General features: G+C 39.5%; 15 protein-coding genes and 2 pseudogenes. 1 reads left to right on the top strand and 16 read right to left on the bottom strand.

Going from position 1 to position 14,679, the window contains the following annotated elements; translation table 11 throughout:
• Positions 1-304 (top strand): annotated as a pseudogene (locus tag QM374_RS03515) (IS4 family transposase); the annotation flags it as partial.
• A 133-nt stretch (positions 305-437) separates the two neighbouring features.
• Here QM374_RS03515 and QM374_RS03510 read toward each other — a convergent pair.
• The 16 genes and pseudogenes from QM374_RS03510 to QM374_RS03435 form a co-directional block, all read right to left on the bottom strand.
• Positions 438-1,157 (bottom strand): annotated as a pseudogene (locus QM374_RS03510) (hypothetical protein); the annotation flags it as partial.
• 8 nt (positions 1,158-1,165) lie between these two features.
• Positions 1,166-1,942: a DNA polymerase beta superfamily protein gene (locus QM374_RS03505; RefSeq protein WP_414310880.1), complete on the bottom strand. Its 777-nt coding sequence runs from the start codon at positions 1,940-1,942 to the stop codon at positions 1,166-1,168.
• 108 nt (positions 1,943-2,050) lie between these two features.
• Positions 2,051-2,926, bottom strand: a complete 876-nt coding sequence (aguB, locus tag QM374_RS03500; protein WP_414310879.1) for an N-carbamoylputrescine amidase — start codon at positions 2,924-2,926, stop codon at positions 2,051-2,053.
• Positions 2,927-2,935: 9 nt separating this feature from the next.
• Entirely contained in the window at positions 2,936-4,021 is a 1,086-nt protein-coding gene (aguA, locus tag QM374_RS03495) for an agmatine deiminase (RefSeq protein WP_371558911.1), read from the bottom strand.
• Positions 4,018-5,145, bottom strand: a complete 1,128-nt coding sequence (gene nspC, locus QM374_RS03490; RefSeq protein WP_414310878.1) for a carboxynorspermidine decarboxylase — start codon at positions 5,143-5,145, stop codon at positions 4,018-4,020. The genes aguA and nspC overlap by 4 nt, the downstream gene beginning before the upstream one ends.
• Positions 5,145-6,404: a saccharopine dehydrogenase family protein gene (locus QM374_RS03485; RefSeq protein WP_074325005.1), complete on the bottom strand. Its 1,260-nt coding sequence runs from the start codon at positions 6,402-6,404 to the stop codon at positions 5,145-5,147. Before QM374_RS03485 ends, nspC begins: the two co-directional genes overlap by 1 nt.
• Complete coding sequence (gene speE / locus QM374_RS03480) at positions 6,401-7,261, bottom strand: polyamine aminopropyltransferase (RefSeq protein WP_223140992.1); 861 nt, start codon at positions 7,259-7,261, stop codon at positions 6,401-6,403. The genes QM374_RS03485 and speE overlap by 4 nt, the downstream gene beginning before the upstream one ends.
• A complete protein-coding gene (locus QM374_RS03475; protein WP_414310877.1) occupies positions 7,262-8,716 on the bottom strand; it encodes an aminotransferase class I/II-fold pyridoxal phosphate-dependent enzyme in 1,455 nt (484 codons plus the stop codon).
• Between the two features lie 599 nt (positions 8,717-9,315).
• Complete coding sequence (locus QM374_RS03470; protein WP_153225576.1) at positions 9,316-10,332, bottom strand: hypothetical protein; 1,017 nt, start codon at positions 10,330-10,332, stop codon at positions 9,316-9,318.
• Positions 10,325-10,792, bottom strand: a complete 468-nt coding sequence (locus QM374_RS03465) for a hypothetical protein (RefSeq protein ID WP_049504675.1) — start codon at positions 10,790-10,792, stop codon at positions 10,325-10,327. The genes QM374_RS03470 and QM374_RS03465 overlap by 8 nt, the downstream gene beginning before the upstream one ends.
• A gap of 43 nt (positions 10,793-10,835) precedes the next feature.
• On the bottom strand, positions 10,836-11,630 hold the full coding sequence (locus tag QM374_RS03460; protein WP_153225577.1) for a DUF4261 domain-containing protein: 795 nt from the start codon (positions 11,628-11,630) through the stop codon (positions 10,836-10,838).
• A 48-nt stretch (positions 11,631-11,678) separates the two neighbouring features.
• Positions 11,679-12,176 (bottom strand): hypothetical protein, encoded by a 498-nt coding sequence (locus QM374_RS03455; RefSeq protein ID WP_153225578.1) that lies wholly within the window; start codon positions 12,174-12,176, stop codon positions 11,679-11,681.
• A 10-nt stretch (positions 12,177-12,186) separates the two neighbouring features.
• Positions 12,187-12,741, bottom strand: a complete 555-nt coding sequence (locus QM374_RS03450) for a hypothetical protein (protein WP_414310876.1) — start codon at positions 12,739-12,741, stop codon at positions 12,187-12,189.
• 18 nt (positions 12,742-12,759) lie between these two features.
• On the bottom strand, positions 12,760-13,242 hold the full coding sequence (locus QM374_RS03445) for a hypothetical protein (RefSeq protein ID WP_194251846.1): 483 nt from the start codon (positions 13,240-13,242) through the stop codon (positions 12,760-12,762).
• An 18-nt stretch (positions 13,243-13,260) separates the two neighbouring features.
• Positions 13,261-14,112 (bottom strand): CbrC family protein, encoded by an 852-nt coding sequence (locus QM374_RS03440; protein ID WP_414310875.1) that lies wholly within the window; start codon positions 14,110-14,112, stop codon positions 13,261-13,263.
• Between the two features lie 31 nt (positions 14,113-14,143).
• Positions 14,144-14,650: a YfbM family protein gene (locus tag QM374_RS03435; protein WP_414310874.1), complete on the bottom strand. Its 507-nt coding sequence runs from the start codon at positions 14,648-14,650 to the stop codon at positions 14,144-14,146.
• Between the last annotated feature and the right edge of the window lie 29 nt (positions 14,651-14,679).

The raw sequence follows: 14,679 nt of genomic DNA, 5'->3' as shown, positions 1-14,679 counted from the left end.
CAATTTTCATGCCAAAAAGAAGGAAGGGATTCTCCAAGAAATCTTTGCCCGATTTACAAATTTTAACTTTTGTCGTTGGTTAACCTCGCAAGTTGCCATCGACAGTAGTCACAAAAAACAAAGATATAAAGTGTGTTTCTCAGATGCGACTTATGCCTGCCGTTTGTTTTTTAACGGTTCCCTTTCTTCTCTCCAGTTGAAAAACTACCTCAAGAAACAGTTATCTATTATTCGACCGAATCGAAAATATCCAAGAAAAATAAAGGCCCAATCGGTAGTTGATTTCATCTATAGAGTAACATAAATCTCAAAAAATAGGGTGAAAAAACCTTTATTTGTTATGCAAAAAAATAGAAGATAGGATAGAGAATCACTTTGATGATCTCAATCCTATCTCCTATTCAAATAGTTAGATTACTAACTTAATGACATTGACCCTCTACCTGATACTTTTTATCTTTAACTTGAATTTGTGTGATTTTCATCGGAATTGGAATTCTATTTAACTCCAACCAAAAATAGCCTAGAGGAGTTTTGATTGCATGGTAAATTTGTTTAGACTCTATTTTTACTTTTTTCGAGCAAGCATTTAGAATTCTTCCATGCTCAAGTATATTTTTACAAACTATTTTTGAAGTCTCGGGATCAAAAATAGAATACCTACGGATAACCCTTTTTAACTTTTCAGCGGGAAAAGTGATATCCTTTGGTAGGGCATGATACTTCTGGACAACTAAAGCAGTTTTTTCAGTATTTTCCTTCCCGGTTGGAACAATCACACCATGCCCGACATGAATAGTTGGGTCGTCACAGATATAAGTATAACCATTTCCACCTTCTTGAAACTCAACAACTACAATATTTAACTCCTGATCAGGATCGAAAAGTGGTTCTGCTTTTGCACTGGTCTGGCGCTCATAAAAAGTGAAACAATCTTTATTATCCTCTTCACCAAAGACCATAAAACTACCACAATTTGGGCACTTCCACATATAAAAGGAAGCCTCCGAAATGTCTTCATAGGAAATTGTATCATTACCATCTTTTTTATTCATGATTTCTACTAATAACTCATCCGAATAAACCGAATAAGCATTTGGATCAGGTGCTTGGTGGTTGTTCATTGCTTGACCATATCTACAAGTCCATTTTCCCATAATTAACCTCAGTCACGACTTAATTCTTCAAGGAAAAATTGATTGAGAGCTTTCCAGTCTTTCTTTTCCTCTGTAACACTTTGGACGTAGTCATCCAGCTCTTGGATATTTTTGATGATAAAGTCCTGAATTGGCTCTATCGGCTCAATTTCCATACCTTCAGGTCTCTTTACCTTTATATCAAGCAATCTAGACACATGCTCTTTCATTTCATCAGGGAGGAGTTCTTTGACCAAATCATCAAACAAAATCGGTGGAACAGAATGATATTTTTCAATCCAACGACAAGCTAAAATGGGACGAAGTGCATAGAAATACTTTTTAGGTTTGACCTTATCTCCTGAAAGATACTTATTCATTTGAGTTCTAGCAGTATTCAAGTAATGGTGGAGCATCTTTTTCTCGGAAAAATACTGACTGACAAGCGGACGGATACGGTTAATAAAATCTGCATCTTGCTGGTAAACGATTGGCGACTGTAACCACTCAAAGAGGGTTGGATTTGACTTATAAAGCAACTTTAAAGCCTTGTCCAAATCCCAGCCACTCACATCCCAAGTATCGTCAATTGGTAGTTCGATGACATCGCGATGATCGTTCAAGCTTAGATAAAAATCTTGCTTGTGCTTGTATACAAAACGCACATCAAAATCACTATCCGGTGACTCAAAGCCCCAAGCGCGACTACCAGACTCAATTGCCCACAAAACAGTAATATCATAATCACGTTCAATTTCTGCTAGTTTTTTAGGTACCAGAATATTCATTTCTTCTTGTGTTTGCATGGTGCTTCTCTTTCTTATTAATTTCTTATACCCCATTTTATCAGAATCCTAGGACATTATCAAAAATTACTATAGTATCTACAGAAAAAAGCCTACGATAGGCTTTTCTCATCTCACAATATCTTTATACATATCTGGTCTTCTATCTCTAAACAAGCCCCAGTTTAGGCGCTCATTTGCTCCTTTGTCGAGGTCATAGGTAGTCAACAAAATTGCTTCGCCTTGTCTATCTGCTTGAGTCAAGATAGCTCCTGTTTCATCGGTCATAAAGGATGAACCGTAGAAATTCAGACTGGAACTTTGTCCACCATTTTCCTCGCAAGGTTGGACTTCTTCCAAACCATAACGATTGGCTGCGATAACTGGGACAATATTTGCTGCTGCGTGTCCTTGCATGGTACGTTGCCAGTGACCACAACTATCTGTATCCAAAATCGGCTCCGAACCAATGGCTGTTGGATAAAAGAGTAATTCTGCGCCATTTAAGGCAAGGCAACGGGCTGTTTCTGGGAACCACTGGTCCCAACAGATCCCAATGCCAATCTTGGCATAGCGAGTATCCCAAACTTTGAAGCCTGTGTTTCCAGGAGTAAAGAAGAATTTCTCTTGATAATAATGGTCATCTGGTATGTGTGTTTTTCGATAAACTCCTAGCACTTCTCCATCAGCATCAATAACGGCGATAGAGTTGTACAAGACATTACCATCCTTTTCGTAGAAACTGATTGGTAAAACGACTTTTAGCTCCTTAGCAATCATCTTAAAATGCTGAATAGCAGTATTTTCTGTCACCGACTGGGCATACTGGTAGTAGTCATACTGACGTTCCTGACAGAAATAGGGACGTTCAAACAACTCAGGCAAGAGAATAATTTGCGCACCTTGCTTAGCAGCTTGACGGACTAAACGTTCAGCTGTTTGGATATTCGTTTCCACATCCTTAGCGCATTGCAACTGAATAGCTGCAACCGTTACATTTCTCATCTTTTTCTCCTATTCTGGAATTTGTTGGGTAATGCAGTGGATATTTCCACCACCTAAAAGAATATCTCTAGCTGGGATTCCTACGACTTCACGGTCTGGGAAACACTGGCTCAGAATATCCAAGGCCACTTGGTCATTAGCGTCCTGAAATTGCGGCACTAATACAGACTTATTAGCAATGTAAAAATTTACATAGGAAGCTGCTAGACGTTCACCAGCATAGCGTTCCTCTTCGCCTTCTTCATAAGTATAGCCCAGCAAATCCTCCTCTGTAACTACTTGATGAATAGCTGGGATTGGAAGTTTATGAATAGTGAAACTCCGGCCTTTTGCATCCGTTTCCGCCTCTAAAAGAGCTAAATCAGCTGCAGACATGGCATACTGAGGATCTTCTTGGTCGTCCGTCCAAGCTAAAACAAGCTCTGCAGGACCAACAAAAGCTGCAACATTGTCGACGTGTTCATTTGTCTCGTCTTGATAAATACCGTAAGGCGACCAAATGACTTTTTCGGCACCAAGGCTCTCTAGTAAAGTCTCTTCAATCTCCTCTTTAGTCAGGTGAGGATTACGACCAGGACTGAGCAAACAACTTTCAGTCACAAGTATCGTTCCTTGACCGTCACTGTGAATAGCTCCACCTTCTAGTACAAAAGGTTTGGCATCGTAAACAGGTATCTCTAAAACTTCTGCAAAGCGACTGGCCACTTGGTCATCTGCTTCATAGTCTTGATAAAGACCGTCATATGAGCCACCCCAAGCATTGAAAGACCAATCTACCGCCAACTTTTCCTTTTTATCGTTGACGAGAATAGTCGGACCCGTATCACGCGCCCAGGCATCATTGGTAGGAATATCTAGATAAACAACACTATTGCCTAGGTAGGATTGGGCTTCAGACAAATAATTCTGGTCTACTAAAAGGTAGACTGTTTCCCCTTGGGCAATGGTTTTGATAATCTGGCTAAATGCTTTTTTGGCAGCCTTACCTTGAAATGGCCAAGACCCTGGTCGAGTCGGCCATATCATGAGAGTTCCATGATGGGGTTCATACTCTGCAGGCATACGATAACCTAATTTCTTTGGACTGTCCATCATGATAATCTCCCTTTAAAGTCTTGATAGCCGAAAGCTTTGACTAAATTGCAGTCACCCTGCTCGTCCAAGAGATAGAGACTTGGCAAGCCAATACCGTTAAAGGTATTATTTTTGACAAAAGAGTAAATAGCCATATCTTCAAAATAAAGCCTATCACCTATTTGGACTGGATTTTCAAAGCTATAATCTCCAATCACATCACCCGTCAGGCAGGTATTAGAAGAAAGTCTATAAGTATAGGCTTTTTCTTGCGCTTCAAAACCATCTCTCAATGGAGGACGATAAGGCATCTCAAGGACATCCGGCATATGGCAGCTTGCTGAAGCGTCTAGCACTAAGGTCTCAATCCCATTTTCAACGATGTCTAAGACTTCAGTAGCTAAATAACCAGCATTAAGAGCAATCGCTTCTCCTGGTTCGATATAGACGTCAAGATTATAGGTTTCTCGAATTCGCTTAATCTCAGAAATCAGCAAGTCCACATCATAGTCGGCTCTCGTAATGTGATGTCCACCACCCATATTGAGCCATTTAACTTGATGCAAATAGAAACCAAACTGCGCTTCTACTGCTTTCAAAGTTGTCTGTAAATCATCTGCCCCTTGCTCACAAAGAGTATGAAAATGAAGACCATCCACCAAATCCAACAAATCACTAGGAATTTTATCTAGTGTCACGCCAAAGCGAGAACCTGGTGAACAAGGATCATAGAGCGCGTGATCACCCTGAGTTGAACATTGGGGATTGATACGGAGACCTATACTGATACCAGCCTCCCGACAACGAGCCCCATGCTTACGCAATTGTCTCTCTGAGTTAAAGACTATATGGTCCGTTATCTCAAGCAATTCCTCCAAGTCAGATTCCTTGAAAGCTGGCGCAAAGACATGGACTTCCCCTAGAAATTCTTCTCGCCCTAACTTAGCTTCGTATAATCCACTAGCCGTCGTACCAGAGAGATACTGGCTAATCAAGGGATAGGTTTTATAGAGGGAATAAGCCTTCTGAGCCAGTAAAATCTTACAGCCTGCCTTTTCTTGAACGTCTTGTAGGATGCGACAATTCTCTTCTAATTTTCCTAAGTCAATGATATAAGAAGGTGTTGGTACTTGTTCTAACTTCATTAGTCCACCATTTGTGGATTTTCAACCACAACCCATGGCAAACCGTATTTATTCAAGGCTTCCATGAATGGATCTGGATCCAATTCTTCCAGATTATAAACTCCTGGTTGTTTCCAAGTACCATCCATCACTAATTTTGTTCCAATCATGGCAGGAACACCTGTTGTGTAAGAAATTGCCTGTGAACCAACTTCTGCGTAGCATTCCTGGTGGTCGCAAACATTGTAGATGTAGATAGTCTTTTCAACACCATCTTTGACACCTGTAAAGATACAACCGATATTGGTTTTTCCAACTGTACGTGGGCCAAGGCTTGCAGGATCGGGAAGCAAGGCTTTCAAGAATTGGATAGGAACAATTTCTTGTCCGTTAAAGTTAATAGCATCTGTACGAAGAAGCCCAACGTTTTCCAAGCATTTCATATGCGTTAGATAAGATTGACCGAAAGTCATAAAGAAACGGATACGTTTAACTCCTGGGATGTTTTTAGCCAGTGATTCAATTTCTTCATGGTGAAGAAGATACATGTCTTTTTGTCCAACCTGAGGGAAATCATACTCACGTTTGATAGACATTGCTTCAACTTCTACCCATTTTCCATCTTCCCAGTAAGAACCTGGTGCAGAAACCTCACGGAGGTTGATTTCTGGATTAAAGTTGGTCGCAAATGGATAACCGTGGTCACCACCATTACAGTCTAAAATGTCGATATAATGGATTTCATCAAAGTAGTGTTTGAGAGCGTATGCTGAAAAGACGCTAGTTACACCTGGGTCAAAACCAGAACCAAGAAGAGCTGTCAATCCTGCTTCTTTGAATTTTTCTTGGTAAGCCCATTGCCATGAGTAGTCAAAGTAAGCAGTAAAACCAAGTTCCTTACAACGTTTCTCATAAATAGCACGCCATTCAGGGTCTTCTGTGTCTTCTGCTTCGTAGTTGGCTGTATCGATATAGTGAACACCTGTTGCCAAACAAGCGTCCATAATGGTTAAATCTTGATATGGTAGCGCTACGTTCAAAACAGCTTCTGGCTTGTAGCTTTCAATCAAGGCAATCACTTCTTCCACCTTGTCAGCATCAAGAGCAGCTGTTTCAATCTTGGTATTTGTTTTACCTTCTAATTTAGCCTTCAAGTCATCACATTTTGACTTGGTACGGCTGGCAATCATAATTTCTTTAAAAGTTTCGCTATCTTGGCAAATCTTTGAAATAGCAACTTGGGCAACTCCCCCACATCCGATAACTAATAAACGACTCATTTTTTTCCTTCCTCTTCTTCTAAAATGTCTTCCACATACTTAGGCAACATAAAGGCACCAATATGTAGGTTTGCAGTGTAGTATTCTGTGAAAAGCTGGCGTTTTTTCCAGCCTTCCTTGTCAAAATCTTTGATAGGATGATATTTTTTTGATGCAAAACCAAATAACCAATAGCCAGCAGGACTGGTTGGAATATGCGCCTGATAAACTCGGCTGATTGGAAAGGCTTGATTGACCTTGCGGTGCATGCTTCGGCAAGCTGACTCATCTTCGTCAAAGAAAGGACTACCATGCTGGTAAATCATGATACCGTCCTCTTTCAAGGCTCTGTAACTATTGCCATAAAATTCCTTGGTAAAAAGACCTTCTGTATGTCCAAATGGATCTGTCGCATCATTGATGATAATGTCGTAGTCATCTTCACAGTTTCTCAAAAAACGCAGACCATTTTGATAATAAATGGTGACGCGAGGGTCATCAAGTCCTGCAGCAAAGTCTGGGAAATACTCACGACAAACCTCAACCAACATCTCATCAGGTTCTACGATATCGATTTGTTCCAATTCTGGATAGAGAGTTAATACCTGGGCAACACCACCGTCACCACCCCCTATAACCAATACTTTCTTTGGATTGGGATGGACAGCCATAGGAACGTGAACAGTCATTTCGTTGTAGACAAAATCATCTGCATCTGAGAATAAGACATGCCCATTTAAAATCAATATCTTTCCAAAAGCTGGAGTATCTAATACTTCAATATCCTGCCACTCACTTTTTCCAGCATAGAGTTGTTTAGCAGTTCTAAGCGACAATTTCACATCTGGAGTATGAACTTCAGAAAACCATAAATCCATTTAGTTCTCCTTTCTCTCAATAACATTGATGTGATTGACCTCTGGATCTTCCGTTCCTTGGAGGGAACAACCACGTTCTTTGGCAAATTGGATATAATCAACAATTTCTCGTGTAATCCGTTCACCTGGCGCTAGGATTGGAATACCTGGAGGGTAGCACATGACGAATTCCCCGCAGACTTGCCCCACAGACTCGTCCAAGGTTAAACTTCTTCTCTCTGAATAGAAGGCTTCCTGAGGAGACAACACCAACTCAGGCTGAATATATTCTCCAGCTATCAAGTCCTTCCCATCTCGTGAATAGAGTCTCTTGATATCAGCTAGCGCACCGACCAAGCGCTCGATATCTTGGATGCGATCCCCAATGGAAATGTAGGCCAAGATATTCCCAATATCGCCAAATTCAATCTGAATGTCATATTCATCCCGTAAGAGGTCATAAACTTCAATCCCTGTTAGACCAATCCCCTGAGTGTAGACTGACAACTTAGTAACGTCAAAATCACAGACAGACACACCGTCTACTAGCTCTTTTGAGTAGGCATAGTAGCCACCGATGGCATTGATTTCTCGTCTAGCATATTCGGACAACTCAATGACCTTCTCAAAGGACTCTTTACCACGAAGGGCCAGATTGCGGCGTGAAATATCCAAACTAGACATTAGTAAGTAAGATGCTGATGTTGATTGGGTCAGGTTAATGATTTGACGCACGTACTCAGGATTCATCTGATCCCCAACTAAAAGAAGTGAACTTTGTGTCAAGCTACCACCAGACTTATGCATGGATACAGCTGACATATCTGCTCCTGTATCCATAGCAGATAGAGGAAGTTTATCTGTAAAATGCAGATGGGCACCGTGCGCTTCATCTACCAACACTTTCATTCCTGCAGCGTGAGCCATCTCTGTCAGCCCCTTAAGGTCTGAACAAATTCCATAGTAGGTAGGATTGTTGATTAGGATAGCCTTAGCATCTGGATGATCCTTTATAGCTTGTGCTACACGCTCATTTTCAAGCCCCAAAGCAATACCGATTTTTGGATCCACACTCATCTCAATATAGATGGGAATAGCGCCACATAAAACGAGAGCATTGATGGCTGATTTATGGACATTTCGAGGAAGGATAATTTTATCTCCCGCTTTACAGGTGGAGAGAATCATAGTTTGAACAGATGAGGTTGTGCCTCCAATCATTAAAAATGCATGAGCAGCACCAAAAGACTCTGCTGCCAACTCCTCTGCTTCTCGGATAATCGAGATAGGATGCCCTAGGTTGTCCAAGGGCTTCATAGAATTGACATCTATGCCTACACATTTTTCCCCTAAAAGTTCAACTAACTCTGGATTTCCACGGCCACGCTTGTGACCAGGTACGTCAAACGGTACAATTCTTTTCTTTCGTAATTTGACCAACCCCTCATAGATGGGAGCTTGGTTTTGATTTAACATTATAAAGACATACTCCTTTATCATAGTTTTTTCACCTTGACAATGCAAGGCTCTAAAGGATACTTATGAAAAAAGAGCAGGTTGGCACCTGCTCTACAATCTACTGACGTGTTTATGTTTGTTTCTTTTGAGTATGTCTGTTCCTGATGTTTCCTAACTCTCTAGTAGCAAATATTACGTACTTTATTGATCGTTTCACAAGATGACGTGTGCTTTCACCACACTAACAAATCTATACGAATTAGGACAAATGTCCTAACATCAACTTATAAAAGTAGGCTTTTAACCCTATCAATAATGTGGCTTTTCAACCACGCTTCGGCATTCAACCCTGCCTGTCCGTAGGCATTTTTTACTCGGGTTTATATTTACTAGAAAACATCATCTCATTTTCTAAGCTTCATTACTATATCATGTTTTCAGATACTTGTAAAGTATTTTTAGAAACTTTTTTTAAATAATTTAATATTTTGTTCGTGAAATTGCTTTAGTTGCAAAACAGAAATCGTTTTAAATTTAAATCAAAAAACAAAAAAAGGAACTAAATCGATTAATTCCTTTAATGAATCGTAAGCATAATCAACTATTCAAAATCCTATTTACTCATCTTTCGCTATTTGGCAAGCTAGCTCAAAATCAGTCATCAAGTAATTTTCATCCAGGCGGATGAGACTATAATACTCATTCCAAAATAGAGAGTCACTGTTGCTGGACCACTTTAATCCATACCACAATTGGGTAACATCGTTTGTACTTGATGGGGGGATTGACCATAGATGCTTTTTAAAAGTTTCTTGAACAAGAGAAACATCCAGTCGAGTAGTCAAGTCGAGTTCATCCAATTTCAAAGTGATAGAATGTTCCTTAGCTACCTCAATACTTTCCTTGTTAAATCGAACCTGAATAATCTTAGAATCTTCTAAAGCCACATTCTGGTCCTCAGCACCGTAAAAGGAAATACTGCCCAGTACTATGCCATCTTTTGCCAGGAGATAGGGAGCGTAAGGAACAGCATTGCTATCAAGTCTGAAGCCTTTTTCGATAGTAACTGATTTATCGCCTGGATACTTTTGGAAACTTCCCTCTGTCAAGAGCTCTTCGTAGTCGCTAGCACCATCGCCCTGTCTTATATAGATGTCAAATCCAGCATTCATCAGCTCACTGGCTTTAGTTTCTGCTAAAATGATTTTACTTTCATTAATTTGCAAAATTGGTGCTTGAGGTGGCAAACCAATCGTGAGATTAAACATGACTCCTACCAGAAAGACCATAAAGGTTATAAGGAGGGCAAGTAAAGACTTTCCAGTCCTTTTTCTTGCATTGAAAAGGGCCATTAGAGCAGGTAGAAGGATCATTTTGGCTAAAATAGAATTCCCAACACCACCTCTATTTAAGGTCTGAAAAGCAAAGATCCCGGCGATTGCAATCAGGGACAGGTAGACTAAAATCTCACCTAGACCCAGTTTTTCTGTTCGAGTTTGTTGGTTTACAGGCGTTTCGTACAATGACTGCCCATTCTCTTTCCTCTTTTTTAGAAAGAGATAAAACCCCAGACCAAGTAGCAGATTAAAGATTGCAAAAACTATTAAAGTACCTATTATCGCCGTTCTACCCATGGCTCTCTACTCCTTTATGTTCTCTCTCAAATCTTATCTTTCTCTTTAGCACCCAATTCCCAATCAATAAGACTAGCAAGAAGAAGGGGCAACCTTCTATGACCACAATGGGCAAAGCCAGTAGAGCAATCATCAAAAAACTAGCTTTCTTTTGACGCCAACTACCGCCCCATTCTCCGTTTATCAGTCCACCTAAATAGTCGACGTAATCAGTAAACCAAGTCAATAAGGGATTTTGAAAATCACTAGCCCTAAGGTAAATGAACAAAGCCGAATTTAGCAAAACATAAAGAATTCCAAGGACTAGAATAATCTTTTGACTAGTTCGAGTAGCCTCTAGAAGGATTTTTTCTCTCTTCTCTGACTCTATTTCCTTGAGACTTGGGTCCTTACAAGAGAGTTTTTCAAATCTATAGACCAGAAATCGGTAGAGATAATACTTTTTTATATTACGCTTCATAAAAACCTCAATCTAGGAAGGACACTCAAATATAAATCATGGTCTAAACCTCTAATTTCAAGGAATTGCCTTCCAAATAGACAGCTTTTGACTCAGTGATTTTGATTTTTTGATCTTCTGAAAAGCCAATGGTTTCACCGTCCTTTAAGGTGACATCACTGCCTAAAACATACTGAAGAATAGACAAGAGGAAATAATATAAGTCATCGCTATCCATGACAGAATCAATGATTTCGATCTCAGTTTTTCCAAACTCTTTCAAACCATAAGTGTAAATACTAGTTTTATCTCCCTGGTTGATAATTCCCATATAAATCCAGAGTTGAAGAGGAAGCAGTTCTTCTTTCAAAAGATCAGCTAAGTCCAGATAAAGATCTTTGGGCAAGAGCAAGGTGGTAGAACCCTGATAAATACCAATAGCTGATTGACTAGTTTTTAGGATAGAGGCATTGACTTTAGTTAATAAGGAATAAGTTTCTACTGGCGAAAGATTGTCAGACAAAATAGAAACAATGGCGTGTTGTGTGTGCTCCTGTGTTTCCTTCTCAACATCCTGCCAGAGGTAAGAATAGGCATACAATTCTTCAAATTCTTGACTTGGGATAGGAAGATCCATCAATGCCAAAGCAACGAGAGCACCATCAATCACAAAGGTTGCACTAGAATCATCCCCAGAAACTTCAGAAATTTCAAGCCCCCAATGAGATTTCAATTCCTGAACAACTTGGTCTAAAGAATAGGCTTGATTGCCTTTGAAGAGGGGCATGGACAAGATCAGTTGTTTTTTCTTCTCTGATTTTTCTTTCTTACTAGTAAATAGATTTTTAAAAAAATTCATAAAACTCCTCCTTTTTCTCATACCAGTTGGGAAGCAAAGCTATCTTGCTCAAAGTGAGTCGAGATACCAAGTTTCCTCGTCCTCAAAACCGTAAAATTTCTCATCAAGTAGCCAATTTCCATCCACCAATCTAAGAATAAACTGATGCTTCATTTCTAATGCTTCTTGAAAATGGGTGATAATTCTTGCTTCTTCAGCTTTTGTCATGATAAAATCTACAGAAAAATCATTCCTTTTAACATAGTTATACTCACTTGGGGAGCCATAAGTATTTCGAACTCCTCCTTCCAAGCATTTTTGAGTCACTCGTCCAGTTAGAAGTTGCATTTGCCTCTGAAAATAGTCATCCATAAGTTCATTCCACTTGGGATGAACTTGATTGGCTGGGATGCCAAGGGCTTCTTTTTCCTTATCCAGTGCTCTGTTACGCTCAAAAATTTCCTCTTCTAACAAGGTTAAACTTTTGAGTAAATCAAGCAATGGTGTGATAATTATTTCTGCTACAGTTTGATATTTTTCAGGGGTATTTTTATAGTTCACTCTCATGATTACTCTCTTAACTCTCCTGGATTAATTGCTTTAATTCTAAGTCTGAAAGTTGTCCTTCCATGTAGAGTTTCCTAAGTAAATCTTTATCAACTGTAATTTCATAATAGTCTGTCACAAACTCATGAAATCTCTCAAAGCTATCAAAGAGGTAAGAAAGCAACCATTCTCCACCATCCTGATCTTGGTAAGTCTGTTGATGCGCGTGACCATCATACCAGATAAAGAAGGTTGTTTCATCTTTTTGGTCTTCTGAATAAAGTGAGACATACTTTTCATCCAGTCCTTTATAAAAACTATCGATGATATCTTGATTCCACTCGTCAGCAGCAAACTGGCTTAAACTACTTTCATGATCAAAGCCTTTTATAAGAATCATTTTATCAGTCAAAATCACATCTAAAGAATCACCAGATCCATTATCAATAAGGTAGCGGAGTCCATAGACTTCCTCAGTCTTAATCACGAGTCTGAGCCAATCCTCACTCGGATCTGTCAAATATTCGTCAATGACTAGCAAGGCATCTAAGCGAGTCTTTATCTTGTCCCAATCAATCTTTCTCATCTCTAAAAACCTTCCATCTTATTCTTGCAATTTATCAAGATCACAAGCCCTATAACGAGCTGTTAGATAGCCTGAAAAGCTAATCTGAGGGATATTCCACTCATTAGGCAAATAAATCGAACAATCTACCTGATCACCTAGAGGGGAACTTGCTGAGAAGACATATCTTCCCAAATCCTCATTATTAGGATTTCTTTCAACTTGACCCAATCTGCTAGTATTGAACCAGTCTTTAAACAGTAACCAGATTTGCTCGGCATCTTCGTTTAATAGGGAGACTTTCAAGTTGTAGCTGATTCCGACCCTACATCTTTTTTTGAATCCTGACTCATCAGCCTTACAAACTTTTATCGATCCCTTATCATACTGCCAGTTATCACTATCTAATAGGGGAAATTGAACAGATAGATTGTCTTTAAATCCCTGCATAGTATCTAATAAATCTTTGGAGGCGGCTTCGAATAATTCTAGTTCCTCCATAGTCTTCTCTTTAATTTTCATAGCTAATCACATTTCGATTTAATCTGCATCAACCCAGATCTGGTATTTTTGACAATGTAGGCATCTAAACAAATAACCACAGATAGGCCCGTCTTTGACCAAGTAGTCTTCTACCTCTTGATATTCTTCACGCGCTTCATAGTCTGCCAAGACTTGCTCAGCGATTCCCATATCATTCAATTCTCGAGTTCCAACTGTACCCAAGTAAGCACAATAATCTTGGCAACAAGAAAGCCAATATTCTCCCTGCCAACTAGAGTAGCCTGGGGTCTGACAAAAAAGCAGCTGATTCTTTTCTGGATCCAATTCACCCTGCCACTCGGCATCTTGGATAAATTCCGCATCGAATTTCTGAGCTGCCATCCCATTTGCAATGCAAGTTGGGCAGAGATGTTCTATCTCTTCAATACTATAGGGCCTAAGAGCATAATAAACATTGCTTTCTTTCCCACAAGATGGACAAAGCTTGGCTTCTCCTTCAACAAATGAACCTGTAGCCAACGGATCTGGATGATAGATAAAATGTGGCAAAGACTGTAATAGCTTCTGTCTTTGCTTCTTCTCTTCTTTTCTTAGAGGACGAGGAAGGGCAAAACGATCGCCATGACTCTGACTCATTTCTTGTAAATGGCTCAGTTTCTTTATCTGTTTTCGATCAGGTTTGTCTAAGATTTCGGTAAATAAGCTATAGGCACTAGTGTAGAGACCCAATTGTTCATAGAGGTCAACTAAGACTTTTTTAGCTTCTAAATCCTCAGACTTAGCTAATTCATCAGCCAAATCATAGAGTGCCGCAACACTGGAAGAATTTCCATCTTGTTCCAGGTATTGCTTTTTTAAAGTAATATACTTTTCTAGAAATGGATTCATGGGACTACCTTTCTAATGGAATATAAAAACCTTAACAAATAGTCACTAAGACATTCCCCTTGTGATTTAAGATTTCCTTGTAAAAGTCTTTCATTTTGACAAAGCAGGTTAAAATATCATCCTTGATTTCTTCCTCTTCCTCAAGATAATCCCAAATATCAGGATACAAGTCGGCTTTCTTGCAGGCTTCCATACTAAAGTCTTCCAAGGCTCTGTGCATGTCAAAACTTTCTAGAGCTTCTACGATCTCGGCTATCTTGTTTTTTTCAGTATAGGCGATATATTCAGATACATCCTCTAGAGGAGTCACCCCTAAAACAGCTTCTCTCAAGGGATTGTCATCCAAAAATTCTGAACTACTAAATCCTGTCATGACAAAAACCAAGGCATCCCACATTTTGTCAATATCTAGTAAGATATCATGACTATCAGCGGAATCCTCTGCAAAATCTAACAAATCATCTTCTTGATTGGAAAGACTTTTTATTTGTTCTAATTCATCGTCTGGTAAATATTGATAATTGGCAATCATTCCCATGATTTTACTCCTTTGAATCTTGTAGGATA

Source organism: Streptococcus infantis (assembly GCF_047465525.1).
Taxonomy (GTDB): domain Bacteria; phylum Bacillota; class Bacilli; order Lactobacillales; family Streptococcaceae; genus Streptococcus; species Streptococcus infantis_R.
The sequence above is the reverse complement of the archived record's forward strand: the minus strand, read 5'-3'. Positions and strand labels throughout refer to the sequence as shown.